We start from the raw sequence: 24888 nt of genomic DNA, 5'->3' as shown, positions 1-24888 counted from the left end.
CAACGGCGTCAGGACAAGTCCACGCCCAAGTCTGCGATCGTCCAAGACCGCACAATACGATGGGAGAAGGCGTGATGCTGTCACGGCGCGCAATGCTCGCCGGCGGCCTGCTCGGCGGCCTCGGCCTGCGGGCGGCGCGGGCGGACGTGCCGGCGATCCGCCTGGGGAGCCTACCGTTCGGCACCTCGACCTGGGAGGCGGCGGTGATCAAGGCCCGCGGCCTGGATACCGCCAACGGTTTCCAGCTCGACGCGGTCAAACTCGCCGGCAACGACGCGGCGCGGATCAGCTTCATCGGCGGACAGGTCGACACGATCATCGGCGACCTGCTCTGGGCGGCCCGCCTCGGCAACGACGGCCAGGCCGTGCGCTTCATCCCGTACTCGACCTCGGAGGGCGCCGTGATGGTGCCGGCCGACAGCCCGATCAAGAGCCTCAAGGACCTCGACGGCAAGCGTTTCGGCGTCGCCGGCGGCCCCCTCGACAAGAACTGGCTGCTGCTGAGGGCGCAGGCCCGGGATGCCGCCGGCATCGATCTCGAGCGCGCCACCGAGATCGCGTACGGCGCACCGCCGCTGATCACGCTGAAGCTGGAACAGGGCGCCCTCGACGCGGCGCTGACCTACTGGACCTATTGCGCCCGGCTCGAGGCCAAGGGCTTCCGCCGGCTCGTCGGCGCCGAGGACATCATGCACGCGCTCGGTGTCGCCGGCGACGTCTCCCTGATCGGCTACCTGTTCCAGGATGCCACCGTGAAGGAGAAGCCCGAGGCCGTGGCGGGCTTCGCCCGGGCATCCCGGTCCGCCAAGGATATGCTGGCCTCCGACCCGAGCACCTGGGAGATCGTGCGCCCGCTGATGGCAGCCGAGAACGAAGCGACGTTCGAGGCTCTCAAGCGCGACTTCCTGGCCGGCATCCCGCGCCGGACGGTGGCGGCGGAGCGAACCGACGCCGAGAAGCTCTACGCCGTCATGTCCCGGCTCGGCGGTGCCCGCCTCGTCGGCAAGGGCGCCGGGCTGCCGCCGGACCTCTATTACGACAACGGACGCGATGGCTGAGCTGCCCGCCAGGCCGGCGTTCAGGGCGGGAATTCGGATCGCCGGAACCGCATGGGCGCGCTGACCCGCATCGCGTCCCTCATCGTCCTTCTCGCCGCCTGGCAATTCGCCGCGCTGGAGGCTGGCTCGCGCCTGTTGCCGGCTCCGATGGCGGTGCTGCGCTTCATCCTGCAGGAGGCCGAGCGCGGCGACCTGTTCCACAATGTCGGGATGACGCTGCTGCGGGTCGCGATCTCCTTCGCGGTGGCGATGGTGCTGGGGATCCTTCTGGGGGTGGCGCTCGGCCGCTCGAAGACCGCCGACCTGACCCTCGACACGCCGCTACTCGTCCTCCTCAACACACCGGCGCTGGTGATCACCGTGCTGGCCTATGTCTGGGTCGGCTTGACCGAGACCGCCGCGATCCTGGCCGTGGTGCTCAACAAGCTGCCGAACGTCGCGGTGATCGTGCGCGAGGGCGCCCGCAACCTCGATCCCGGCCTCGACGAGATGGCTCGGGCCTACCGGTTCGACCGGCGCACCTGGGCGCTGGACGTGCTGGTGCCGCAGCTCCAGCCCTACGTGGTCACGGCGGCCCGTTCCGGCCTGTCGCTCGCCTGGAAGATCGTCCTGGTGGTCGAGCTGCTGGGGCGGCCCGACGGGGTCGGCTTCGCGATCAACTACTACTTCGTGCAGAGCACCGACGTGGCCGCGATCATCGGCTACAGCCTCGTCTTCATGACCGTGATGATCGGCATCGACGTCCTCCTCCTCCAGCGGCTCGAAGCGCATGTCCGCCGCTGGCGCTGAACCCGTCCTGCAGGTCGCGATCGACGCGAAGCGCTACCGCTCGAAGGGCGCCGAGCCGGTGGAAGCCGTCCGCGACCTTTCGTTCGCGGTCGGAGCCGGCGAGATCGTCTGCCTGATCGGGCCGTCCGGCGCCGGAAAGACCACGACGCTGCGGATCCTGCTCGGCCTCGACACCGATTTCGAGGGACGCGTCTCCGGGGCCGATCACGCCGGCATGGTGTTTCAGGAGCCGCGCCTGCTCCCCTGGCGCAGCGTCGAGCATAATGTCCGGCTGGGCCTGCCGCGGACTCGGCGCGGACGCGACCTCGACGCCCTGTTCGCCAAGCTGGGCCTGACGCCCTGGCGCGGCAGCTACCCGAAGGCCCTGTCGCTCGGGATGCAGCGGCGCGTCGCGCTGGCCCGGGCGCTCGCCGACGCGCCGCGGGTGCTGGTGCTCGACGAGCCGTTCGTCTCCCTGGACGATGCCGCGGCGGCCGAGCTGCGCGGGTTGGTGGTCGATACCGTGGATTCGGCCGGCATGAGCGTCCTGATGGTGACGCACAACGTCGCCGAGGCGATCGGGATCGCGGACCGGCTGCTGCTCGTCTCGAAGCGGCCGGCGACGCTCATGGCGAACGTCACGCTCGACCGCCCGCGCAAACAGCGCGACCGTGCCTGGGCCGAAACCACCCGGGCCGCCCTGGCGGCGCAACATCCGCGGATCATCGCGGAGTAGCCTGCACGCCGTGCGGACGGTGCGCGGACGGTGCGGTTACGGTGCGCGGACACTTGGACCGAGGGGTCAGTTCGCCTTGGCGTCCACGTCCATCCGGTCGAGCAGGGCTGCCGGCGAGCGCGCCGCGCCGATATCGATGAAGCCGATGCCGGCGGGCTCCTTCGACTTGGCGTGCAGCACGAGCTTACCCGGCTTCATCACGAATTGGCCCATCGCCGCCCCGATGCCCTTGGCCGCCGCCGTGTTGCCGAGGATCACCGGTACGCCGAGCAGGCTGGCGGTGACGTATTCCTTGCGCAGCTCGTCCGGTCGCAGGCTGAGATCCTTCGATTGCGCGGCGAGGAACCGCTCGAACAGGCCGGCATTCTCGACCGTGAGATCGAGGCTCTTGGCGCTCCCCGTGAACATCAGCATCGTGGCGGCGGGCAGGCTTCCGTTGAACAGCTCCGGTCCGATGCCGCCGACGGTTCCGGACAGCCGGACGGTCCCGATCTCACGCCCCGAAATCGTGACTTCGCGCAGCGACAGGTCGCGGGCTTTGCCGTCGAGGGCCGCGTCGGCCACGAGATCGAGGTCGAGATCCCGATAGCCGTAGGCCGGTAGCGCGCCGATGATCGGCGCGCCGGCCACGAACTCCGCCGGAAGGCTCAGGCCGGTGAGGGTCAGCCGTCCGGCATTCGGCACGCCGTCCTGCGGCGGGCCGAAGGACAGCTTGGCTTCCCGCAGGGCCACCCGGCGTGTCGGCGCCGGTGTGATCGTGACGGAAAGCGGGTCGCCGGGCGGCACGGTCGCGTTTTTGGGCTCCGAAAGCCTTCCGTCGGTGGGCCGACCCATCGTCGGCTTCCCCGGCGCGGAGGCGCGGGGGGGCGCGCGGGGATCCGGCGGGACGGCCTTGGGAAGCTCGGCGTCGAGCGGGAGATCGATGCTCAGATCGGTCAGGGTCAGGCCGCCCAGTGCCGGCGTCAGCCGATGCATCTCGGCATCGCTGAATCCGGACCGGCTGGCGGGATCGGCCGCGGCGTTGCGCAAAGCCGCGATGGTCGGCGCGAGCGAGACGTCCGCCAACGCGAGGCGGGCGAGATGCGCGCGCAGGCTGCCGCGGGCGAGCGTGATGTTCTCCAGGACCGTGCCCGCATCCGACCCGGCGGCGTAGGTCGCCCGCGCGATCTCGAACAGGACCGGTCCCTGCGGATCGGTGTTGCTGACGCTCAAGCCCTGCATGTCGAGGCTGCCCAACGTGGTGGCCTCGATCAGGTCGGCGGCGGAGGCCGCGAAGGTCCGACGGTCGTTGGGCCCCTGGAAGCCGGCGGCCACGATCTCGAACGCGCCGTTCCAGCCGTCCGGCACCTGTCGGCCGCCGAGGTCGCGCCCGTTCAGGCGCACGATCTTCACGGTGGTGCCGCGCGCGTCGGAATAGGTCACGTCCGAGACCTGGATCGTGCCGTAGACCTTCTGCACCGGGCCCTTGCCGTCGCCTGGAACGGTGTAGAGCCGATTCAGCGCCGCGAGGTCGAGGTCGGTCGCCCGGACTTGTCCGTAGGTGCCGTCGCCACGGTTCGGACCCGTGACGGCGCTGACCGTCGCACCCGCCGCCGTGAGTTCGCCCACGCGTCCGGCCTTCACGTCGCGGAGGACCACGTCGCGGTAGGTCACGGTCTGGCGGTCGTTGCCGGGGCCGGCATGCTCGGAGCTCAGCACCGGGATCGTCAGGCTGCCCGCGTCGAGCCGTGCCAGCCGGGATTCCCAGGGCTCGGCCGAATCGGGCTTGAGGATCGCCGCGAGCTCATCCTTGGCCAGGCGCGTGCCGCTGGCCGTCAACTTCGGCGCCCGGAGCATCGTCCCGCCGAGCGGCAGCATGACGTCGGTGATCGTCACGTCCTGGACCGCGGCGGCGCCTTCCTGGGCCGCCAGCGGGGCCGGTGCCGCCGCCCCGGCGAGGCAGGCGAGGGCGCAGGTCGCGGCCAACGCCGACCGGAGGCGGGATCGGACCATCGGATGGATCATGGGAGGGTCCGGATCACGGCAGAGCGGGCTTGCCGCATGGGTGCCGCGTTTTACCGGCCGAGGCAATCGGACACCGGAGGCGCGGGCCTTGAGCCGGCTCCAGTGTCGTAGCCGCGCAACGGCCGTCCCGAGGGGAGGTCGTCGCGTCGGGTCAGAGCGAGAACGAGGTGCCGCACCCGCAGGATGCGGTCGCCAGCGGATTCTCGATCTTGAAGGACTGGCCGATCAGGTCGTTCACGAAGTCGATGGTCGAGCCCGACATGTATTCCAGCGACACGGGATCGACGATCACGGTGGCGCCGTCGCGCTCGATCGCCACGTCCTGCGCCTCCCGGGACCGGGCGATGTCGAACGCGTAGGAGAATCCGGAGCAGCCGCCGCCGTTGACGCTGATGCGCAGAGACGCGCCCGGGGGCTCCGCCCCCATGATCTCGTTGATGCGCTTGGCGGCGCGGGGGGTCAGGGTGATCTCAGCCATCTTTAGCTCTGGCCACGCAGCTGTTCGGTGGACGGCGTCGCCCGGCTGTTGCCGAGCACGCCTAAGCCTACAAGATATGGGTTCGAGGCCCGCGCCGCAACGCGCCGGGCGGGGAGGGGTCATGATCAGGCTGCGCGAGATCGAGGATGGACGCCGTGCGGCCGAACGGTGAGCGCTGGCGGGCGGCCTACGCCACGGATCCTGCGCGGACGCGCGGACGGCTGATCGCCGAAGATTCCTCGCCGACACGTAGCGATTTCCAGCGCGACCGGGACCGGATCATCCACTCCACGGCGTTCCGCCGCCTGAAGCACAAGACCCAAGTCTTCGTGCACCACGAGGGCGATCATTATCGCACCCGCCTGACACACACGCTGGAGGTCAGCCAGATCGCGCGGGCGCTCGCCCGGGCGCTCGGTCTCGACGAGGATCTGGCGGAGGCCCTGGCGCTGAGTCACGACCTCGGCCACACCTGCTTCGGCCACACCGGCGAGGATGCGCTGGAGGCCTGCATGGCGGCCCATGGCGGGTTCGATCACAACGCGCAGGCGCTTCGCATCGTCACGCGGCTCGAACGGCGCTACGCAGGTTTCGACGGGCTGAACCTGGCCTGGGAGACCCTGGAAGGGCTGGTCAAGCACAACGGCCCGTTGCTCACAGAGGACGGTAAGCCGACGGCACGCTACGTCGAGCGCGGCATCCCGGCCGCGATCCTCGAATACGACGTCCTGAACCCGCTGGACCTGTGGAGCCAGGCCGGACCGGAGGCGCAGGCGGCGTCCCTGGCGGACGACATCGCCTACGCGGCGCACGACCTCGACGACGGTCTGCGCGCCGGCCTGTTCGAGATCCCGGAGCTGCGCGCGGTGCCGTTCCTGGCCGACATCCTCGACGAGATCGATCGCCTGCATCCGGGCCTTGACCCGTCCCGCGTCATTCATGAGCTGGCCCGGCGCGTGATCACCCGCTTCGTGGAGGATGTGATCCGCGAGGGCGGCCGCCGGATCGCCGCACTGGATCCCGGACGCGTGGAGGACATCCGACACGCGTCCGAGCCGGTCATCGTGTTCTCGCCGGCCATCGCGGAAGCGGATGCCGACATCATGCGGTTCCTCTGGACCCGGATGTACCGGCATCCCGGTGTCGTGGCGGTGCGCAAGAAGGCCGACGCCATCGTGAATGACCTGTTCGCGGCGTTCACGATGGCTCCGGCCCGGATGCCCGAAGAGTGGAGCGCCGGCCTGGCGGATGCACCGGAAGGGCGCATCGCCCGGCGAGTCGCCGACTACATCGCCGGGATGACCGACACCTACGCGGTGCTGGCCCATCGCAAGCTCTTTCCGACGACGCCCGACTTGTACTGGGAGTTGCCGAGCCGGGGCCTGCCCCTCGCCGAACCGTGAGATCCGGCGGGGCATTGAACGCGATCAGCAGCCGCAGCCGCAGGTGAAGCTGCCATAGCAGCCCCCAGAACCGTATCCGCCGTACCCGCCATAAGCGGCCGGGTAGGCGTAGTCGTAGCCACCATAGGCCGCGGGATAGCCATAGCCGCCGCCATAGCCGCCACCGTAACCGTAGGCGCCGTACGCGCTGCCGGCGGCGAGCCCGAGCCCCAGGCCGATGCCCGCGCCGGCCAACCCGTAACCGAGGCCGCGTCCGTAGCCGCCGCGATACCCGTAGCCACGGCCATAGCCGAAGCCGCGGCCGTAACCGCCGCGCCCGGCGAAACTGCCGTGATAGCCGCCATAGCCGCCGTGGAATCCTCCGCCCCGGAAGCCCCTGGCCTCGGCGCTCGGTGCCGCCAGGGCTACCGCGCAGAGGGCCGCGCCCGCCAACATCAAGGTCTTCATGAAGATCTCCAAGATCCAGAATTTTGCGATCGTGTCGATCACATAGACTCATGGGACCCAAGACAAGATGGTCCGGGGGGCGTCGGTAGTCATCGCGTGGGGATAAACTGCGCTGGTCCGGCCGAATGCCCGATCGTTCCAGCGGCGCGGTTAACGCCGGCTTGCTCCGCGGACCGGCCGGCCCGTACCGCCGCCGTGACACTCTCCCGCCCCCTTGCTAGACGGCTCCCGGCGGGCGCGGGCCGAGACGGCCCTGCGGCAGCATCCCCGCGCGAGCGAGACCGAGACCGATGAACATCTTCGCCCTGTTCGAGGCGCGTGTGCGCGAGGCCGTGGAGGCGCTGACCCGCGCCGGCCAGCTGCCCCAGGGCCTCGACCTCGGCCGCGTCGTCGTCGAGCCGCCGCGCGACACGACGCACGGCGATCTGGCCACGAACGCCGCGCTGGTCCTGGCCAAGGAGGCCCGCACCAACCCGAAGGCCCTCGGGGAGGCCCTGGCCACGGAACTGCGCGCCGACCCGCGCATCCTGGAGGCCAGCGTCGCCGGCCCGGGCTTCATCAACCTGCGGCTGGTGCCCGGACTCTTCCAGGATGTGATCCGCAGCGCGCTCTCCGATCCGGACCAATTCGGCCGCGCGCAGCTTCCCGGGGGGCCGATCAACGTCGAGTACGTCTCGGCCAACCCAACCGGGCCGATGCATGTCGGCCACGGCCGCGGCGCGGTCTTCGGCGACGCCCTGTGCAACCTCCTGGTCGCAGCCGGCCGCAAAGTGACGCGCGAATACTACATCAACGACGCCGGGGCTCAGGTCGACGTCCTGGCCCGATCCGCCTACCAGCGGTACCGCGAGGCTCTGGGCGAGCCGTTCGCGATCGCCGAAGGGCTCTATCCGGGCGATTACCTCAAGCCCGTGGGCGCACATCTCGCCGAGACCCACGGCCGCGCACTCCTCGATCAGCCGGAAGCGCACTGGCTCCCCGCCGTGCGCGAGACGGCCCTCGCCATGATGATGGACATGATCCGGGCCGACCTCGCGGCGATCGGCATCCGGCACGACGTGTTCTTCTCCGAGCGGACGCTGCAGCAGAGCGGCGCCGTGAAGACCCTGCTCCAGGAGCTGCGCGAGCGCGGTCTCGTTTACGAGGGCCGCCTGCCGCCACCCAAGGGCCAGCTGCCCGAGGATTGGGAGGATCGCGAGCAGACGCTGTTCCGCACCAAGGATTTCGGCGACGACAACGACCGTCCGCTGCTGAAGTCGGACGGATCCTACACCTACTTCGCCTCCGACATCGCCTACCACCGCGCGAAGTACCTGGCGGGCGCCACCGAGCTGATCGACGTGCTCGGCGCCGACCACGGCGGCTACGTCAAGCGCATGCAGGCGGCCGTGAAGGCGGTCAGCGACGGCAAGGCGACGCTGGACGTGAAGCTGTGCCAGCTGGTGCGGCTGTTGCGCGCGGGCGAGCCCGTGAAGATGTCGAAGCGGGCCGGCGAGTTCGTGACCCTGCGCGACGTGATCGACGAGGTCGGCCGCGACGCGATCCGGTTCATGATGCTCTATCGGAAAAACGACGCGACCCTCGATTTCGACCTCGCCAAGGTGGTCGAGCAGTCGAAGGACAACCCGGTCTTCTACGTCCAATACGCCCATGCCCGCGTCCGCTCGGTGCAGCGGCAGGCGCGCGAGGCTTTCCCCGGCGCGGACCTGTCCGTGGCGGCGTTGCTGCGCGAGGCCGATTTCAGCCTCCTGACCGATCCCGGCGAGGTCGAGGTGATGCGGCTGATCGCCCAATATCCCCGCGTGCTCGAATCGGCGGCCGTGGCGCACGAGCCGCACCGGATCGCGTTCCACCTCTACGAGACGGCGGCCGCCCTCCATACTTTATGGAACAAGGGCAAAGACTTGCCGCAATTACGGTTTGTTAATGCAACCGACCGAAAGTCGACCTGGGCGCGGCTGGCGCTCGTCGAGGCTCTACGGAGTACCCTCGCGGCCGGCCTCGCAGTGCTCGGTGTGACCGCGCCGGATGAGATGCGATAGGCTCGATATGCATCGGGCCGGTGACCGGCCGTGATGTGAGGATGCTGCCATGACGAACGCTTCGCGCGCTCAGGTCGATTTGGACGCCCTTGCGCGCGATCTGCGTCAGGAGCAGGGGCGTGTTCCCCCGGGGGGCGCCAAGCCCGATCCGCTGGCCGAGCTGGCGCGGATCGTCGGACAGGATGACCCGTTCCGTGCGCTCCTGGCGGCCCGCGACGAGATGCGCGGCGCGGCGCCCGTGCAGCCGCAGGCCAACTGGGACGGCCGGGTCGAGCCGAGCTTCGCCCCCGAGCCGCCCAAGCCGAACCCCGCCGACGCCTTCGACCAGTACCTGGCCTCGGTAGAGCGCGACACCCACGAGGAACCGGTCGCGTACGGCGCGGAAGCCGGGGATCCGCAGGAGGCCGCCGCCGCGGACTACGCGGAGGGTCGCTCGCTGCGCCGGGTGAACCCGCGCCGCCGTCTGGCGTCCGTCGGAGCCGGCATCGCCATCGTCGCCGTGGCGGTGACGGGAGCGCTCACCTACAAGGGCCTGCAGGGCTCGGGCAGCGCCGGCGGCGTACCCGTGGTCCAGGCCGATTCGACCCCGCTCAAGGTCGCCCCGAAGGTCGCCGACGGCGTCGAGATCCCGGACCAGAACCGGCAGATCTACGATACCAAGGGCAAGACCAAGGAAGCCCAGATCAAGATCGTCAACCGCGAGGAGCAGCCCATCGACGTGGCCGAGGCGGCCCGCGCGGCGCAGGGGACCGGTCCCGCCGGCGGTGCGCAGAGCGGCACCACGCCGGGCAACGGCCCGTTCGAGGCGTTCGGCGAGCCGCGCCGGGTCCGCACCGTCGCGGTGAAGCCGGAGGCCCCTCCCGCGCCGGTCCAGCGCGAGGCCCAGGCCGACGCCGCGCCGGCCCCGATCCCGACCATGGTGTTGCCCACCGACGAGCCGCCCCAGACCAAGTCCAAGCCCGGCCGCCAGGCCGCCGCCTCCCTGGCGGCGCCGGATCCCGAGCCGGTCCAGGCCGCGCCGAATTCCATGGCGGCCGATGCCGCCCCGCCGAAGTCCGTCGCCGTCAAGCCGGCCCCGAAGGCCGCGCAGCGGGTCGCCACCGTGGCCACGCCGGCCCCGGACGCCCCGGATGCCGTCGACGACACCGTCAAGACGGGTTCGGTCGGCGGGTTCTCGGTCCAGCTCGGCGTCCGCAGCTCCGCCGCCGAGGCGAAGGCGGCGCTCAAGCAGATGCAGGCCAAGTACAGCGGCCTTGCCGGCAAGCCCGAGCTGATCCGCCAGGCAGAGGTCAACGGCAAGACGATCTTCCGCGTCCGCGTCGGGCCCCTGGCCAAGAACGAGGCAACCAGCCTGTGCAGCACCCTCCAGGGCGAGGGCGGGCAGTGCTTCGTCGCCAAGAACTGAGGCCGCGGTAGCGCCGGCCACCGGTCAGGCTCCGGATTTGGTGCACTACGAGGTCGACGCCTCGCCGCCGGACGTGAACGTCGGCTAGGGGCGGGCGTGTTGCGCCCCAGCCTGAGAGGGCAGGGGCTGATCTGAGGGGGGCGGTGCACGCGAGTCCCGCCCGCAACACTCGGTCTCGGACACGGGCTCCAATCGGTCGGGCCCGCGGTTTCGCCTTGCCGCCTCCCTGTTCCCGCCCGACTCTGCCGCCACCGATTCGCCGAACCCGACATATCCTCCGCCGCACCCAAGCGGCCACCGAGAACCCCGCATGACCGCCCGTGCCCTGATCCTCGGCTGCGCCGGCAAGACGCTCTCCGTCGAGGAGGCCGCCTTCTTCCGGGACGTTCGGCCCTGGGGCTTCATCCTGTTCAAGCGCAACATCGGCACGCCGGACGAGGTCCGGGCGCTGACGGCGGCGCTGCGGGACTGCCTGGGTTCCGACGCCGCCCCGATCCTGATCGATCAGGAGGGCGGCCGGGTCCAGCGCATGGGCCCGCCGCACTGGCCGGCCTACCCGGCGGGCGGCCGCTACGGACGCCTGAACGGGAGTGCCACCGCGATCGCGCGGCTCGGGGCCCGACTTATGGCCCATGACTTGGCCGAGGTCGGCATCAACGTCGATTGCGCGCCTGTCCTGGACGTGCCGGCGCCGGGATCGCACGACATCATCGGCGACCGGGCCTACGGATCGTCCCCGGATCGGGTGGCCGAGATCGGCCGGGCCGTCGCGGAAGGCTTGATGGCCGGCGGCGTCCTACCGGTGATGAAGCACGTGCCCGGTCATGGCCGCGCCGCCTGCGACAGCCATCACGGCCTGCCGGTAGTGGAGGCGACCCTGGCGGCGCTGGCCGCTCAGGATTTCCGGCCGTTCCAGGCGCTCGCCGACCTACCGATGGCGATGAGCGCCCATGTCGTCTTCACGGCCATCGATCCCGACCGCCCGGCGACCCAGTCGGCGACCGTCATCCGCGACGTGATCCGCGGCGCCATCGGCTTCGACGGCCTGCTGATGACCGACGACCTGTCGATGCACGCGCTCACCGGCACGTTCCGCGACCGAACCGAAGCCGCCTTCACGGCGGGGATCGATGTCGGCCTGCATTGCAACGGCGCGATGGACGAGATGCGGGCCGTCGCTGAGGCGGCACCGACCCTCGACGGCGCCGCCGCGAGGCGGGCCGCTGCAGCCCTGGCATGCCTGGACCGTGCCGGCGACGGGCTCGACGTGCCCGAAGCCCGGGCCCGGTTCGCGGCCGCGCTCGCGACCGCCGCCTGATCCGCGGCCTTCCACCGCGGGCATCCACTGTCCCTGATGCCGCCTCTGCTTGTGTTCGGGCGGTACGATCCCTAGGTTCGCCCGGAATTCTTCAACCGGCCGTGGCGTCCCGCCCCCATATGGGAGCGCAGGCAAGTGGGCGCGGCCAGGTGGGCGCACGCAGGAGGTTGCCATGGGCAGCATGAGTATCTGGCACTGGGTCATCGTTGCCGTCATCGTCATGCTGCTGTTCGGACGCGGCAAGGTCTCGGACCTGATGGGTGACGTCGCCAAGGGCATCAAAGCGTTCAAGAAGGGCATGGCCGAGGACGAGACGCCGCCGGTCAGCAGTCAGCCGGTCGCTCCGCCGAACGAGCCGGTCCGCACCATCCCCCACGCCGCCGAGACGAGCCCCGGGACCGCGGTTCCGGCGAGCCATCTGCCCGGCGGCGAGCGTAAGCCGGTCTGAGGACTGTCAGGGCGCGCGCTGTGGTGTAGAGCCTGACGGGGTTCGGATCGAGGTCCGGATCCCAGGGCAGCGGGACCGTCGACGACATGCTGGACATGAGCTGGGGCGAGGTGATGCTGATCGGCGGCGTCGCCCTCATCGTCATCGGGCCGAAGGACTTGCCGAAGGCGCTGCGCACCGTCGGGCAGATCACCACGAAACTGCGCCGCATGGCCGGCGAGTTTCAGATGCAGTTCAACGAGGCGATCCGCGAAGCCGAACTCGACGAGGTCCGCAAGGAGGTCGACGGCATCCGCAACACGGTCCGCACCGCGAGTTCCGGCTTCAATCCGGTCCAGACGATCCGGGACGAGCTGAAGGGTGCGGTGGAGGGCCGGGTCGCCGCCCGCCAGGGTTCCGAGCCCCTCGGCCCCGAGAAGCCGGTCGCGGACACGCGTTCCCTGGCCGACGCTACCGCGCAGCTCAAGGCCGAGCAGGACGCGGTCGCACCGGCCAACGCAGAACCGGCTGCCGCTGAGACTGCACCGCATACTGACGCGGTGCCGCACGCCGCCCCGCCCGAGGCCCCGCTCCCGGTTCCCGGCTCGGTCGACGATCCCTACGGCCCGCCGCCCGAACCTCCGACCCCGCACGACGCTCCCCTGGATCCGAAGAACGGCGCCACTGCCCGATGATGAGCGACGCCGACGAGGCCGAGATCGAAGCGTCACGAGCGCCGCTGCTCGAACATCTGATCGAATTGCGCGCGCGGCTGATCAAGTCGCTGGCGGCCTTCGTGGTGATGTTCTTCGGCTGCTTCTTCTTCTCCCGGGATATCTACAACATCCTGGTCTATCCCTACGTCTCGATCGTGGGGGTCCAGAACGCCGAACTGATCGCGACGCACTTCCTCGAGCAGGTGTTCACCAACATCAAGCTCAGCGTGTTCGGCGCCGCGTTCCTGGCCTTTCCGGTGATCGCCACGCAGATCTACGCGTTCGTGGCGCCGGGCCTGTACCGGAACGAGCGCAAGGCGTTCCTGCCCTACCTCGTGGCCACGCCGATCTTCTTCATCCTGGGCGCGCTGGTGGTCTTCTTCCTGGCGATGCCGCTGCTGATCAAGTTCTCGGTGTCGCTGCAGCAGGTCGGCGTGGCCGGCGAGCCGACGATCAAGCTGTTGCCCAAGGTCGACGAGTACCTTTCGCTGATCATGACGCTGATCTTCGCCTTCGGCATCGCGTTCCAGTTGCCTGTGATCCTCACGTTGCTCGGCCAGATCGGCATCATCGACGCGGCGTTCCTGCGCGAGAAGCGCCGCTACGCGATCGTTCTCGTCTTCGTCGTGGCCGCAGTGCTGACCCCGCCGGACGTCATCTCCCAGCTCTCGCTCGCGCTGCCGATGCTGATCCTCTACGAGGCCTCGGTGTTCTCCGTGTCGCGCGTGGAGAAGCTGCGCGCGGCGCGTCGGGCCGCGGAAGGGTTGGATCCGTAAGGATCGGCGTCGGCAGCGATCAACGGTTCGGAATGCGTTTCACCGCTGACCTGTGACCTCCGGCGTGCCGACGATGCCAAGACGGCAAGATCGATCGCCGTGTCATTCCGGGGCGCCGCAGGCGAGCCCGGAACCTATAATCGCCAACGGTGCAAGGCCTTAAGCTGTCAGCGTGTATGGATCCCGGGCTCCGCTTAGCGGCCCCGGGATGACAAGGAGGAGGCTTGTGCCGCTGCGCGCGTCCTGCCCCGCCCGTCCCAACCATTCAGCACACGGGCCGGGAGTCCAGTCGAGCGAACCGGCCCCAATCACTCTTGATTCTTGAGGGATGCGAAACAGCCACCTCGTCGGAGCCCTACGCCGTCCGCAGCAGCACGTGACGCTTCTTGCCGAAGGACAGCTTGATCACCCCGTCCCGGGTCAGATCCGCCGGCGTCAGCACCGCCTTCTCGTCCGTCACGGCGGCATCGTTCACCCGCAGCCCGCCGCCCTTGATCTGGCGGCGCGCCTCGCTGGTCGAGGGCACCAGCTTGGCGATGTCCGGCCCGAACGCGGTGAGCACGCCGAGTCCGGCTTCGAGGGTGGCGGCCGGAACGGTGACGCTGGGGAGATCCGCCGCGAGGGTGCCCTCGACGAACGTCTTCCGGGCGGTCTCGGCGGCGGCTTCCGCCACCTCGCGGCCGTGCATCAGCGCCGTGGCCTCGGTGGCGAGCACCGTCTTGGCCGCGTTGATCTCGGAGCCGGCCAGCGCCGCGAGCCGCGCGATCTCTTCCATCGGCAGCAAAGTGAACAGCTTCAGGAAGCGGACCACGTCCGCATCCTCGGTGTTCCGCCAGAACTGCCAGTAATCGTACGGCTTGAGCATGTCCGGGTTGAGCCAGACCGCGCCGGCGGCGGTCTTGCCCATCTTGGCGCCCGAAGAGGTGGTCAGCAGCGGGCAGGTCAGGGCGTAGAGCTGGGGCGTGCCCATGCGCCGGCCGAGATCGATGCCGTTGACGATGTTGCCCCACTGATCCGAGCCGCCCATCTGCAGGGTGCAGCCGTAGCGGCGGTTCAGCTCCACGAAGTCGTAGGATTGCAGGATCATGTAGTTGAATTCCAGGAACGACAGTTCCTGGTCGCGCTCCAGGCGCATCCGGACGCTGTCCATCGACAGCATGCGGTTCACCGAGAAATGGCGGCCGATGTCGCGCAGCATCTCGATGTAGTTGAGCTTGGTCAGCCACTCGGCGTTGTCGACCATCACGGCATCGCCGGCGCCCTCGCCGAAGCGCAGGAACCGGTCGAAGGTCTTGCGGATCTCGGCCTTGTTGGCGTCGATCTGCTCGACGGTCAGGATCTTGCGGCTCTCGTCGCGACCGGACGGGTCGCCGACCCGGGTGGTGCCGCCGCCCATGAGGGCGATCGGCTTAGCCCCGGTGGCCTGAAGCCAGTGCAGCATCATGATCGACAGCAGGTGCCCGACATGGAGCGAGGGCGCCGTGCAATCGTAGCCGACGTAAGTCGTCAGCCGCCCTTCGAGCGCCGCGGTATCGATCCCGGCGAGATCGGAGGTCTGGTGAATATAGCCGCGCTCGGTGAGGATCCGCAGGAAGTCGGATTTCGGCGCGAAGCTCTCGGCATTCATGGCTGCGGTCTCGGGTCGCCAGCCGGCGCGACAGGCAAAGGCTCTGCGTGCTAGCTCGCGCTGGGGTTCAGGATACGGCGCGCTCTTAGCAGGGCGTTCGCCGAAAGGCACGGGGTCGAGCACAATGGCGATGATGCGCGCGATCGGACTGATGAGCGGCACCTCGCTGGACGGCGTCGACATCGCGCTGATCGAGACCGACGGCGAGCGGGTCCACGTGGTGAGGGGCCACAACAACTTCCTCGAGCCGCTTGGGCCGACCGGCTATCGCGGCTACTCCGACGACGAGAAGGCGCTCCTGCGGGTGGCGACCAAGGATGCGGAATCGGTGCTCCATCCGGGCGACCGGCCCGGCCGGCTGCCTGAGGCGGAGGCCTTCGTCACCCAGGCCCATGCCGAGGCCGTCGAACGGTTCCTCGCCAAGAACGGCCTGGACGCGAGCACGGTCGACGTGATCGGCTTCCACGGCCAGACCGTAATTCATCGGCCGGACCAGCGCATCTCGATCCAGATCGGTGACGGGCAGGCGCTGGCGACCCGGCTCGGCATCCCGGTGGTCTCCGATCTGCGCCGGGCCGACATTGAGGCCGGCGGGCAGGGGGCGCCGCTGGTGCCGGTGTTCCACAAGGCGTTGGCGCAGGCCTCCGGATTCGACGGACCGTTCGGCATCCTCAACATCGGCGGCGTCGCCAACGCCACCCTGATCGATTCCAAGGGTGGCGTGATCGCCTTCGACACCGGCCCCGGCAACGCCCTGATCGACGAGTGGATGCAGGAGCGCGAGGGCAAGAACCTCGACGACGGCGGCCGTACCGCCGCCCGGGGCCGCGCCGACGAGCCGCTGCTCGCCTGGCTGCTGATGCACCCGTTCTTCTTTCGCCGACCGCCGAAATCCCTCGACCGCAACTGGTTCTCGCACAAGCTGGCGGGTCAGCTCTCCACGGAGGACGGCGCCGCGACGCTCACGGCCTTCACGGCGCGGGCGGTGGCCCGGGCCCTGGACCACGCCCCCGAGATCCCGACCCGCTGGATCGTGGCGGGCGGCGGCGCGCGCAACGGCGAGCTGGTGCGGCTCCTGAACTATCACCTGCGGTCCGAGATCACGACTGCTGACGCCATCGGATGGTCGTCGGCCTACCTGGAGGCGCAGGCCTTCGCGTATCTGGCGGTCCGCTCCCTCCGGGGCCTCCCGATCACGTTCCCCTCGACCACCGGGGTGAGCGAGCCGAAGACCGGCGGGGTGCTGGCGCGACCGATTGCCTGATCGCGAGGCCCGAACCCGACGAACGGCCCGTCTGTTGGACTTGGATCGAGGCGATCAGGATCCGAGACTTTGGCCGAGACCTACCTGCGCTACCACGACGGCATCGAGACGCCCGCGCCTGATGAGGCCGAAACGATCGATGCGATCATCGCGTCGATGACCCGCGAGAGCGAGACGACGGCCGCGCGCTACGGCCATGCGGTGCGGGCGTCGCACGCCAAGGTCAGCGGCGTGGTCACGGGCGAGCTTCAGGTGCCGGACGACCTCCCGCCCGAGCTAAAGCAGGGTCTGTTCGCCAAAGGCGGCACCTATCCGGTGATCGTGCGATTCGCGCAGGGGCCGGGGGAATTGCTGAAGGACAGCGTCTCGACCCATCGGGGCATGGCGATCAAGGTCCTGGGCGTCCCGGGCGAGACGCTACCCGGCCACGGGGCCGCCACGCAGGATTTCGTGCTCGCCACGGGCCCGGTTTTCCCGAACCCGGACGCGAAGGGCTTCCTGGGCAGCATGAAGCAGCTGGAAGCCGGCACGAAGGCGCCGGAGGCCGTAAAGTCCGTTGTGTCTCACATCGCAAGGGCGGCCGACGCGGTGGTGAAGTCGGCGACCGGCGAGAGCTCGGCGCTGCTGGACTTCTTCGGACACCAGCCTCTGCACCCGCTGGCCGAGCCGTATTATTCCCAGGCCGCGCTCCGCTACGGCGATCATGTCGCGAAGATCGCGGCCTTCCCGGCCGGCGCGCGGCAGCAGGCCCTGGCGGACGAGGAGCTGCATCCGGGCCAGGACCCGGACGCGTTCCGGCACGCGGTCGGTGCCTTCTTCGCGGGCGATGCGGCCGTCTTCGAACTCCGCGTCCAGCTCTGCACCAACCTCGACGACATGCCGGTGGAGGATGCATCGAAGCGCTGGGACGAGGCGGCCAGCCCCTATCGCACCGTGGCGCGACTCGTCCTGCCGGCCCAGGATGCCCGGTCCGAGGCGCGGACGCGCTACGCCGACGACGTGCTGTCCTTCCGGCCGGCCCACAGCCTGGCGGCGCATCGCCCCCTGGGCTCACTGATGCGGGCACGGCTCAAGACCTATCAGGCGCTCTCCAACTTCCGCCACGGCCGCAACCAGACGCCGGAGACGGAACCGACGTCCATCGAGCAGGTACCGGCGTGATGCCGGCGGGTGGGTGAGCCTCGGCCACGCCCTGGGCCGGATCGTCGAGGAATACCCGCTCGCCCGCCTCGATCCGCCGGCCAGGCATCCCCTCGCGGCGGTAATCCGACGCGGGGCGCCGGATGAGCTGCGGGCAGCCCTCGAACCGATCGATGGCCCGTTCCTCGTCAAGGGCAGTCCCGGCCGGGGCACCCGTTGGGCCGCCGTCCCGTGGCTGGCGGTGTTCGACCCGGCCGTCACGACCAGTGCGACGCGGGGCTACTATCTCGTCTACCTGTTCCCGGCGCACCGCCCGGTCGTCCACCTGTCGCTGGCGCAGGGGACCGTCGCCGCGATCCGCGAGCACGGGCCGCGCGCCGAGGCCTACCTGCGCGCCAGCGGGGATGCCCTGCGCGCACGCCTCGCCGACTTCGCCGAGCGCCTGCCGAACCGGTCCATCACCCTCGGCAGCGCCGGCGAGCTGCCGGAGGGCTACGAGGCCGCGCACATCCTCGGCCTGACCTACGCCCTCGACGACCTCGGCGACGAGCGGCGGCTGCGCGCGGATCTGGCGGCGGGCGTGGCGGCTTATCGGGCGCTCAAGGGGCGGGGTGGTCTCGAACGGGGAGAGGCCAAAGAAGGCCTTTCAATCGCATGAACTACCATTCGTATTGAATTATGGATAAATGCATGAAATAAACATTCGGTTTATAGCAAATCGATTGCCATCTAATAAACTCGGATTGACAGAGTGCGATCTAACGACGGGCAATGAATTCGTCTGAAATTCACCTTCGCACAGGGCCCTGTTGAGGTGAAAATGCCGAGCAAGAAGCTCGAGTCACGACAGATGGACAGATCGCTCTCAAAAACAGACCCTCTCCGCGGACCATTCTTATTGTGAATGAGCGAACAAAGCTGACCGAAAATTATGTCAATGCGATCGCTGGATCGATCTTCGCCGTTGGTGGACTGGTGCCAATCTTTGCAGTCTTGCACACATCGAGTCCGCCGAGCGTTCCGATCCCCGGGGTTGTTTGCATCGCGATTGTTTGCTGGATCGCGAGCGCGAGCCGACATTACGCTGCGCGGCGCTTCTTGAAGGAGTTGGTGTCATGAGCATCGTGAATCTCCTCGTCCTGCTGAGCGTTCCCGCGGCAGCGCTTATCCTCGGGTTTGGGGCGCTTCATTTTGCGAAGCGGGCCAACGAGCCCTGAATGCGGCGAGCTTCCTCAGGCTCGTATCGAATGCCAGCCCGGCGGGTTGATCGCGAACTGAACGATCGCATGCATCACCTGCCGTTTGTGCCACCGGCGCTCCCGCGCTAGACGGGCCGCGTCATGTCTCACAACACCTTCGGCCACCTGTTCCGCGTCACGACCTTCGGCGAGAGCCACGGGGTCGCGCTCGGCTGCGTGGTGGATGGCTGTCCGCCCGGCCTCGCGCTGGAGGCCGACGAGATCCAGGCGGAACTCGACCGCCGCAAGCCCGGCCAGTCGCGCTTCACCACCCAGCGCCGCGAGCCCGACCAAGTGAAGATCCTGTCGGGAGTGTTCTCGGACGACCGCACCGGCGGGCGTCAGTTCACGACCGGCACGCCGATCGCGCTGATGATCGAGAACACCGACCAGCGCTCGAAGGACTATTCCGAGATCCGCGACAGCTACCGGCCCGGCCACGCCGACTACACCTACGATGCCAAGTACGGCATCCGCGACTATCGCGGCGGCGGCCGCTCCTCGGCCCGGGAGACCGCGGCCCGGGTCGCCGCGGGCGCGGTGGCGCGCAAGGTGATTCCGGGCATCACCATCCGGGCCGCCCTGGTGCAGATGGGACCGCACGCCATCGACCGGTCGCGCTGGAACTGGGAAGAGGTCGGCAACAACCCGTTCTTCTGCCCCGACCCCGAGACGGCCGCCCTCTACGAGACCTACCTGGACGGGATCCGCAAGGACGGCTCCTCGGTCGGCGCCGTGATCGAGGTGGTGGCCGAGGGCGTACCTCCGGGCCTCGGCGCCCCGGTCTACGGCAAGCTCGACGCGGATCTCGCTGCCGCCATGATGTCGATCAACGCCGTGAAGGGCGTCGAGATCGGCGACGGGTTCGCGGCCGCCGCCCTGCGCGGCGAGGACAACGCCGACGAGATGCGCAGCGGCAACGGCGGGCGCCCGCGGTTCATGGCCAACCATGCGGGCGGCATCCTGGGCGGCATCTCCAACGGCGAGCCGGTGGTGGTGCGTTTCGCCGTGAAGCCGACCTCCTCGATCCTGACCCCGCGCCGCTCGGTGAACCGCGACGGCGGCGAGGTCGACCTGATTACCAAGGGCCGCCACGATCCGTGCGTCGGCATCCGCGCCGTCCCGGTGGCGGAGGCCATGATGGCCTGCGTGCTGGCCGATCACTATCTACGTCACCGCGGACAGGTGGGAGCCGCCTGACGCGCCGCAGCCGAGGCCGATCGCCCCGCGATCGACCGAGCGCTTCGGATCCACGATTTCACAGTCTCGCCCGCGCCGGACCCTTTTCCGGCGCGGGCGAGCCGGGCCTGTCCACCCCGCGCGGGGCGGAGAGATGCGAGACGAGAGAGCGATCCGTGCCCCATTGCACCGTTACCGAGGCCATCGCAGCCTTCGCCCGCGGCGAGATCGTGGTCGTCACCGACGATGACGACCGCGAGAACGAAGGCGATCTCGTCGTCGCCGCCTCGCTCTGCACGCCGGAGAAGATGGCGTTCATCATCCGCAACACCTGCGGAATCGTCTGCGCGCCGATCACCCAGGATGAGGCCCGCCGGCTGCATCTCGACCCGATGGTGGCCTCGAACGACGCGCCGCTGGGCACCGCGTTCACGGTCACGGTCGACACCAAGCACGGGCTGACCACCGGCATCTCCGCGGAGCAGCGCTGCAACACCGTGCGGGCGCTCGCCAACGGCAACATGGGCGCCGGCGACTTCGTCCGCCCCGGCCACGTCTTCCCGCTGATCGCCCGCAACGGCGGCGTGCTGATGCGCTCGGGCCATACCGAGGCCGCGGTCGACCTGTGCAAGCTCGCCGAACTGCCCCCGGTCGGGGTGATCTGCGAGCTCGCAAACGACGACGGCACGGTGATGAAGGGCCCGCAGATCGAGGCCTTTTCCGAGACGCACGGCCTCAAGCGCGTCTCGGTCGCCGACCTCATCGCCTACCGGCAGGCCCGGGACCGGCTGGTGGAGCGGGTCGGGCACTTCACGGTCCATTCCAACCACGGCGACGTGACGGCCTACGCGTTCTCCACGCCGTTCGAGACGATCCAGCAATTTGCCTTCGTGATGGGCGAGATCGGCAACGGCCAGGACGTGCTGGTGCGCCTGCACCGCTCCAACGTCGCCGCCGACGTGATCGGCGGCGGCAAGCAGATCGACGCCGTGCTCAAGCGCTTCGCGTCCGAGGGTCGTGGGGTGCTGGTCTACCTGCGCGACGGCACGGCGGGCGTTCCCATGAAGAGTGCCACCGAGGAGGGCACGGAGGCCCTGCGCGCCCGCCAGTGGCGCGAGGTCGGCCTCGGCGCCCAGATCCTGCGAGACCTCGGCGTCGTGTCGATCCGCAACCTCGCGACCTCGGCGCGCTCGTATGTCGGCCTCTCGGGCTTCGGTATCGAACTCCTGGGCGACGAGCCGCTGGAGGGGTGATCCGAGGCCGGACGCGCCTCAGGCGCGGCGCGCGATGGTCCAGAATGCGGCGCCTGCCATGATGGCGGCGGCGCCCCTGTTCAGCCGGGCGCGGAAGGCAGGTTCGCTCAAGGCATCCCGCGCCCGTGCCGCGAGGGCGGCATAGGGCGTCATCACCACAGCGAGCACCGATCCGGTCAGGCCGACGAGTGTGGCGTAGTCCCCGGTCGTGATGGTGCGAAGGTCGATCAGCGTCGGCAGTACGGCGAGGTAGAAGACGATCGTCTTGGGGTTGGCCAGGGTGACGGTGAGCCCGGCGACGAAGCTCGCCAGCGGCCGGTCGGCCGGGCCGCCCTCCACCCGGTCGGTCCGGCCGGCCGAACGCCAGAGCCGGACCGCCAGGATGGCGAGATACAGGCCGGCGCAGAGCCGGACGACCAAGAACAGTTCGCCCAAAGTCTCCGCGATCAGGGCCAGCCCGAACACCGCCGCAGACAGGAACGTGAGGTCGCCCAGGACCAGCCCCACCGCGAAGGCCATGGCGGCCTTGAAGCCCGAAGAGAGAGCACGCGCGATCAGGGCGACGACGCCGGGGCCGGGCACCGCGGCGGCGACGCCGAGCGCCAAGGCGTAGGTGAGGAAGCCGGCCGACGTCATCGCGCCGAGCCCGGGTCCAACGGGCTTGCGGCGGCCGGGCGGGCCGCCTCCGGTCTCGCGCCGATCATTCTCTGTGACATCGCGCGATTCGCCTGCCCGTTGGTGGACCCGACTATGGCGTGCCGGATGCCGGCGGCAACCGGACACGCGAGGGGCCTACCGGTCAGCCGTTTCGAGGTGTTTGGATCGCTCTGCACGCGAGGCGCTTCGGCCATGGGACCAAGCGTTTTGGAGGGCGCAGGCTAGGTCCGAGGGCATGCGACCAGCTCTCGCCAAGGTGACCGCCGAGAAGTGGGCGGGGAAGGAACAGACCTGTCGCCGACGGTTATGCTTCCTCCGCGGATCCCAGGGTTCCGCGGACATTTCAGCCGCTGCCCTGTCATCCCGGGGCGCAGTAGGCGAGCCCGGGATCCAGAACCCCGTACGGCGCAAGTCACTGATCCGACACTGGTTCTAGATCCTAGGCTCCGCTTCGCGGCCCCGGGATGACGAGGCAGTTTTCAGAACGCCCTCGGCAAAGACCAGGAGTCACTGGCCAAGCGGGACAGTCCTGTGCCGACCTTTGCTCGAACATCTCGATAGGTCTGGGCCTACCGGCCCATGAGTGCGTCGACATGGGCGGACACGGATTTGGCGAGGCCTTCCAGGCTGTAGCCGCCCTCGAGCACCGAGACGATCCGGCCGCCGGCGGACCGCTCGGCCAAGTCCATCAACTTGCGGGTCGCCCACCCGAAATCCTCCGCTTCCAGCCGGAGATTGGCCAGCGGGTCGAGGCGGTGAGCATCGAAGCCCGCCGAGATCACGATCACGTCGGGCTGGAAAGTCTCCAGCCGCGAGAGGATGCCGGCGTCGAACGCCTCGCGGAACACCTCGCCGTCGTCGTTGGGCCGCAGCGGCACATTGACGATCGTGTCCTTCTCGCCGCGCTCCGAGGCGGCGCCGCTGCCCGGATACAACGGCATCTGGTGGGTCGAGCAGTAGAGCACGCTGCCATCGTCCCAGAAGATGTCCTGGCTGCCGTTGCCGTGATGCACATCCCAATCGACCAGCGCGACGCGCTCGGCACCATGCTTTTGCAGGGCGTAGCGGGCCGCGATGGCGGCGTGGTTGAACAGGCAAAAGCCCATCGAGCGGGTCCGCTCCGCATGGTGCCCGGGCGGGCGCATCGCCACGAAGGCGTTGCGGCATTCGCCGGCCATGACCGAATCCAGGGCATGGTTGGCGCCCCCGATCGCCCGCAGGGTCGCCTCCAGGCTACCGGCGGACAGGATGGTGTCGGCATCGATCCCGACCATCCCGTGCTCCGGGACCGCCGCCACCAATGCGTCCACGTACTCGCGCGGATGCGCCAGGGTGGCCACCTCGATCTCCGCCCTGGGCGCCGCGACCCGCACGAGGCCCGCGAAGCGCTCGTCCTCCAGGGCGCGCTCGATCGCACGCATCCGCGCCGGCCGCTCCGGATGGCCCTCCGGCACCTCGTGGTCGAAACTCGCGGGATGGCTGACGTACAGGGTGGTCACGACGGTCGCTCCCGGGTGCGGTCCTGTCGCGCGCCTGCAACAAGAGCCGGCAATGTGCCATGGGCGGAACGCGCGGACTACGGGTGCGTGCCCGCCCTGATTATAGTTGCTCGACTCTTCCGCGGGCGCATTGCGGCCGGGCCGCATGCCCGGCGGCGCGGAGGAGGTCCGAGAACAGCCGCATGCGTCTCATCCCGCGTCTCATCCCGCGTCTCATCCCGGCCATCGCCTGCGTCGTCCTGCTCGCGGGCTGCACGTTCAAGGCCGTGCCCGACCCGAAGGTTTCGGCCCGCGACGCCGAGTTCATGGCGCTCGTGCCCGACGCCGAGTTCGATCCGCACTTCGCGCGCTACCAGGTGAGCGATCCGACCGGACAGCCTCCGGGCACGATCGTCGTCGAGACCAGGGAGCGCCAGCTCTACCTCGTGCTGCCGGACGGCAAGGCGATCCGCTACGGCGTCACGGTGGGTGATGAGGCCTATGGCTGGACCGGGACAGCCACGGTCACCCGCAAGGCCGAGTGGCCGGCCTGGAACCCTCCGGCCGAGATGATCCGGCGCTGGCCGCACGTTCACGCGATGGAGGGCGGACCGATGAACCCGCTCGGCGCGCGCGCCCTCTACCTGTCCGATCACGGCAAGGACACGCTCTACCGGATCCACGGAACCAACGAGCCGGAGAAGATCGGCCAAGCGGTCTCGTCGGGCTGCATCCGCATGCGCAACATCGACGTGGTGGACCTGTTCGATCGTGCCCCGGTCGGAGCCACGGTCATCGTCCGGTAACGCAACTGGTCAACGTCCCAATAAGCCTGCTTGCTCGGTGCGTGTTTACCTGAACTTCCGTTCAGATCTTGCCGTTAACTTCCGGCAGGGGTGCCGTCCCGTAAGTTCAAATCACACCGGGACAAACACCGACCGCAGCAAAGGTCGGAGGAGCAGGCAGCCATGACCATGATCTCCGTTCAACAGTTCTGCAACCATGCCGTTTCCACTGGCGCGATCAGCGACGAGGACCTGCTGGTCCTCAAGCGCGAGGTTCTGCCGGAGGGGATCATGAGCCGCGACGAAGCCGACATGCTGATCGCCCTGGAGCGGGCCGTGATCGGCTCCGAGGCCTTCGCGGACTTTCTTGTGGCTTCGGTGGTCGACTTCGCCGTGTGGGGCCTGCGCCCGACCGGCTACATCGACCGGGATGTCGCCGCCTGGCTCGCTAGCTCGCTCAGCGGCCGGGACGGCCCGAGCCCGGTCGGCGCCCGGATCGCCATGGAGATCGTCCGTGAGGCGGAAGGCAGCGCCGAGACCTTGATGGCCTTCGCGCTGGACGCCAACCGCTGGACCCGTGAGGCGGCCCAGGCTCCGCGCCTCACCTTCGCGCTCGCCGCCTGAGCGACCCTTCGACCAAGGCGCAGCTTCCGTCCGCGGCGCAACTGATCTATCGGGACAGTCAAGCC

Annotated in this window: 23 protein-coding genes; 17 read left to right on the top strand and 6 right to left on the bottom strand. The window is 69.3% G+C overall.

The features are described 5' to 3' along the window. Positions 1 to 74: 74 nt before the first annotated feature. The 3 genes from ACYQPG_RS24895 to ACYQPG_RS24885 are packed head-to-tail and all read left to right on the top strand — an operon-like array spanning position 75 to position 2562. The gene (locus ACYQPG_RS24895; protein ID WP_147938522.1) at positions 75 to 1058 is read left to right on the top strand and encodes an ABC transporter substrate-binding protein; all 984 of its coding nucleotides are present in this window, start codon (positions 75 to 77) and stop codon (positions 1056 to 1058) included. 51 nt (positions 1059 to 1109) lie between these two features. Then, positions 1110 to 1847 (top strand): ABC transporter permease, encoded by a 738-nt coding sequence (locus tag ACYQPG_RS24890; RefSeq protein ID WP_419830497.1) that lies wholly within the window; start codon positions 1110 to 1112, stop codon positions 1845 to 1847. Next, complete coding sequence (locus ACYQPG_RS24885) at positions 1828 to 2562, top strand: ABC transporter ATP-binding protein (protein WP_461231947.1); 735 nt, start codon at positions 1828 to 1830, stop codon at positions 2560 to 2562. Before ACYQPG_RS24890 ends, ACYQPG_RS24885 begins: the two co-directional genes overlap by 20 nt. A 66-nt stretch (positions 2563 to 2628) precedes the next feature. On the opposite strand, the gene ACYQPG_RS24880 is transcribed toward ACYQPG_RS24885, so the two are convergent. Next, positions 2629 to 4554, bottom strand: a complete 1926-nt coding sequence (locus ACYQPG_RS24880; RefSeq protein ID WP_419830496.1) for a hypothetical protein — start codon at positions 4552 to 4554, stop codon at positions 2629 to 2631. Between the two features lie 163 nt (positions 4555 to 4717). After that, positions 4718 to 5044: a HesB/IscA family protein gene (locus tag ACYQPG_RS24875; RefSeq protein ID WP_147856233.1), complete on the bottom strand. Its 327-nt coding sequence runs from the start codon at positions 5042 to 5044 to the stop codon at positions 4718 to 4720. 146 nt (positions 5045 to 5190) lie between these two features. On the opposite strand from ACYQPG_RS24875, the gene ACYQPG_RS24870 reads away from it, so the two are divergent. Next, a complete protein-coding gene (locus ACYQPG_RS24870) occupies positions 5191 to 6447 on the top strand; it encodes a deoxyguanosinetriphosphate triphosphohydrolase (RefSeq protein WP_147938526.1) in 1257 nt (418 codons plus the stop codon). A gap of 24 nt (positions 6448 to 6471) precedes the next feature. Here ACYQPG_RS24870 and ACYQPG_RS24865 read toward each other — a convergent pair whose 3' ends face one another. Continuing rightward, positions 6472 to 6894 (bottom strand): hypothetical protein, encoded by a 423-nt coding sequence (locus tag ACYQPG_RS24865; protein ID WP_419830495.1) that lies wholly within the window; start codon positions 6892 to 6894, stop codon positions 6472 to 6474. Positions 6895 to 7184: 290 nt separating this feature from the next. On the opposite strand from ACYQPG_RS24865, the gene argS reads away from it, so the two are divergent. From argS to tatC, 6 genes are all read left to right on the top strand, one after another. Beyond that, the gene (gene argS, locus ACYQPG_RS24860) at positions 7185 to 8936 is read left to right on the top strand and encodes an arginine--tRNA ligase (protein ID WP_419830494.1); all 1752 of its coding nucleotides are present in this window, start codon (positions 7185 to 7187) and stop codon (positions 8934 to 8936) included. A gap of 49 nt (positions 8937 to 8985) precedes the next feature. Continuing rightward, positions 8986 to 10341: an SPOR domain-containing protein gene (locus tag ACYQPG_RS24855; RefSeq protein ID WP_461231946.1), complete on the top strand. Its 1356-nt coding sequence runs from the start codon at positions 8986 to 8988 to the stop codon at positions 10339 to 10341. A gap of 310 nt (positions 10342 to 10651) precedes the next feature. Continuing rightward, complete coding sequence (nagZ, locus tag ACYQPG_RS24850) at positions 10652 to 11659, top strand: beta-N-acetylhexosaminidase (RefSeq protein ID WP_147938530.1); 1008 nt, start codon at positions 10652 to 10654, stop codon at positions 11657 to 11659. Positions 11660 to 11831: 172 nt separating this feature from the next. Then, positions 11832 to 12107, top strand: coding sequence for a twin-arginine translocase TatA/TatE family subunit (locus tag ACYQPG_RS24845; protein ID WP_147906723.1), 276 nt, complete (start codon positions 11832 to 11834; stop codon positions 12105 to 12107). Between the two features lie 86 nt (positions 12108 to 12193). Then, on the top strand, positions 12194 to 12781 hold the full coding sequence (gene tatB, locus ACYQPG_RS24840) for a Sec-independent protein translocase protein TatB (protein ID WP_419830492.1): 588 nt from the start codon (positions 12194 to 12196) through the stop codon (positions 12779 to 12781). Next, on the top strand, positions 12778 to 13578 hold the full coding sequence (tatC, locus tag ACYQPG_RS24835; protein WP_147906725.1) for a twin-arginine translocase subunit TatC: 801 nt from the start codon (positions 12778 to 12780) through the stop codon (positions 13576 to 13578). Before tatB ends, tatC begins: the two co-directional genes overlap by 4 nt. A 355-nt stretch (positions 13579 to 13933) precedes the next feature. On the opposite strand, the gene tyrS is transcribed toward tatC, so the two are convergent. Continuing rightward, positions 13934 to 15205, bottom strand: coding sequence for a tyrosine--tRNA ligase (tyrS, locus tag ACYQPG_RS24830; protein ID WP_419830491.1), 1272 nt, complete (start codon positions 15203 to 15205; stop codon positions 13934 to 13936). Between the two features lie 124 nt (positions 15206 to 15329). On the opposite strand from tyrS, the gene ACYQPG_RS24825 reads away from it, so the two are divergent. The 5 genes from ACYQPG_RS24825 to ribB all read left to right on the top strand — a co-directional run bounded on the left by ACYQPG_RS24825 (position 15330) and on the right by ribB (position 21279). After that, positions 15330 to 16469: an anhydro-N-acetylmuramic acid kinase gene (locus tag ACYQPG_RS24825; protein WP_461231945.1), complete on the top strand. Its 1140-nt coding sequence runs from the start codon at positions 15330 to 15332 to the stop codon at positions 16467 to 16469. Positions 16470 to 16538: 69 nt separating this feature from the next. Then, positions 16539 to 17630 carry a catalase family protein gene (locus ACYQPG_RS24820; protein ID WP_419830490.1) on the top strand — a complete coding sequence of 364 codons (1092 nt, stop codon included), beginning with the start codon at positions 16539 to 16541 and terminating at the stop codon, positions 17628 to 17630. Positions 17631 to 17643: 13 nt separating this feature from the next. Next, complete coding sequence (locus ACYQPG_RS24815) at positions 17644 to 18267, top strand: DUF3578 domain-containing protein (RefSeq protein WP_419830489.1); 624 nt, start codon at positions 17644 to 17646, stop codon at positions 18265 to 18267. 682 nt (positions 18268 to 18949) lie between these two features. After that, a complete protein-coding gene (aroC, locus tag ACYQPG_RS24810; RefSeq protein WP_461231944.1) occupies positions 18950 to 20047 on the top strand; it encodes a chorismate synthase in 1098 nt (365 codons plus the stop codon). A 155-nt stretch (positions 20048 to 20202) separates the two neighbouring features. Then, positions 20203 to 21279: a 3,4-dihydroxy-2-butanone-4-phosphate synthase gene (gene ribB / locus ACYQPG_RS24805; RefSeq protein WP_419830488.1), complete on the top strand. Its 1077-nt coding sequence runs from the start codon at positions 20203 to 20205 to the stop codon at positions 21277 to 21279. A gap of 18 nt (positions 21280 to 21297) precedes the next feature. On the opposite strand, the gene ACYQPG_RS24800 is transcribed toward ribB, so the two are convergent. Together ACYQPG_RS24800 and ACYQPG_RS24795 are read right to left on the bottom strand one after the other, a co-directional pair. Beyond that, on the bottom strand, positions 21298 to 21915 hold the full coding sequence (locus ACYQPG_RS24800; RefSeq protein WP_461231943.1) for a LysE family translocator: 618 nt from the start codon (positions 21913 to 21915) through the stop codon (positions 21298 to 21300). Positions 21916 to 22505: 590 nt separating this feature from the next. Further along, positions 22506 to 23435 (bottom strand): histone deacetylase family protein, encoded by a 930-nt coding sequence (locus ACYQPG_RS24795; RefSeq protein WP_461231942.1) that lies wholly within the window; start codon positions 23433 to 23435, stop codon positions 22506 to 22508. A gap of 182 nt (positions 23436 to 23617) precedes the next feature. Between ACYQPG_RS24795 and ACYQPG_RS24790 the strand changes: the two genes are divergently transcribed. Beyond that, positions 23618 to 24220 (top strand): L,D-transpeptidase, encoded by a 603-nt coding sequence (locus ACYQPG_RS24790; protein WP_147906734.1) that lies wholly within the window; start codon positions 23618 to 23620, stop codon positions 24218 to 24220. Positions 24221 to 24382: 162 nt separating this feature from the next. Next, positions 24383 to 24823 carry a hypothetical protein gene (locus tag ACYQPG_RS24785; RefSeq protein WP_147854217.1) on the top strand — a complete coding sequence of 147 codons (441 nt, stop codon included), beginning with the start codon at positions 24383 to 24385 and terminating at the stop codon, positions 24821 to 24823. The last annotated feature ends 65 nt before the right edge of the window (positions 24824 to 24888 follow it).

The sequence above is a fragment of the Methylobacterium sp. CM6246 genome (genome assembly GCF_054818005.1).
This window is presented reverse-complemented; position numbering and strand designations above follow the sequence as displayed.

Coding starts and splice junctions, on each gene's coding strand:
- nagZ (WP_147938530.1), top strand. CDS start 10,652: ATGACCGCCCGTGCCCTGATCCTCGGCTGCGCCGGCAAGACGCTCTCC.
- ACYQPG_RS24855 (WP_461231946.1), top strand. CDS start 8,986: ATGACGAACGCTTCGCGCGCTCAGGTCGATTTGGACGCCCTTGCGCGC.
- ACYQPG_RS24880 (WP_419830496.1), bottom strand. CDS start 4,554: ATGGTCCGATCCCGCCTCCGGTCGGCGTTGGCCGCGACCTGCGCCCTC.
- tatC (WP_147906725.1), top strand. CDS start 12,778: ATGATGAGCGACGCCGACGAGGCCGAGATCGAAGCGTCACGAGCGCCG.
- ACYQPG_RS24870 (WP_147938526.1), top strand. CDS start 5,191: ATGGACGCCGTGCGGCCGAACGGTGAGCGCTGGCGGGCGGCCTACGCC.
- ACYQPG_RS24845 (WP_147906723.1), top strand. CDS start 11,832: ATGGGCAGCATGAGTATCTGGCACTGGGTCATCGTTGCCGTCATCGTC.
- argS (WP_419830494.1), top strand. CDS start 7,185: ATGAACATCTTCGCCCTGTTCGAGGCGCGTGTGCGCGAGGCCGTGGAG.
- ACYQPG_RS24800 (WP_461231943.1), bottom strand. CDS start 21,915: ATGACGTCGGCCGGCTTCCTCACCTACGCCTTGGCGCTCGGCGTCGCC.
- ACYQPG_RS24895 (WP_147938522.1), top strand. CDS start 75: ATGCTGTCACGGCGCGCAATGCTCGCCGGCGGCCTGCTCGGCGGCCTC.
- ACYQPG_RS24865 (WP_419830495.1), bottom strand. CDS start 6,894: ATGAAGACCTTGATGTTGGCGGGCGCGGCCCTCTGCGCGGTAGCCCTG.
- aroC (WP_461231944.1), top strand. CDS start 18,950: ATGTCTCACAACACCTTCGGCCACCTGTTCCGCGTCACGACCTTCGGC.
- tyrS (WP_419830491.1), bottom strand. CDS start 15,205: ATGAATGCCGAGAGCTTCGCGCCGAAATCCGACTTCCTGCGGATCCTC.
- ACYQPG_RS24790 (WP_147906734.1), top strand. CDS start 23,618: ATGCGTCTCATCCCGCGTCTCATCCCGCGTCTCATCCCGGCCATCGCC.
- ACYQPG_RS24875 (WP_147856233.1), bottom strand. CDS start 5,044: ATGGCTGAGATCACCCTGACCCCCCGCGCCGCCAAGCGCATCAACGAG.
- ACYQPG_RS24785 (WP_147854217.1), top strand. CDS start 24,383: ATGACCATGATCTCCGTTCAACAGTTCTGCAACCATGCCGTTTCCACT.
- tatB (WP_419830492.1), top strand. CDS start 12,194: ATGCTGGACATGAGCTGGGGCGAGGTGATGCTGATCGGCGGCGTCGCC.
- ACYQPG_RS24885 (WP_461231947.1), top strand. CDS start 1,828: ATGTCCGCCGCTGGCGCTGAACCCGTCCTGCAGGTCGCGATCGACGCG.
- ACYQPG_RS24890 (WP_419830497.1), top strand. CDS start 1,110: ATGGGCGCGCTGACCCGCATCGCGTCCCTCATCGTCCTTCTCGCCGCC.
- ACYQPG_RS24825 (WP_461231945.1), top strand. CDS start 15,330: ATGGCGATGATGCGCGCGATCGGACTGATGAGCGGCACCTCGCTGGAC.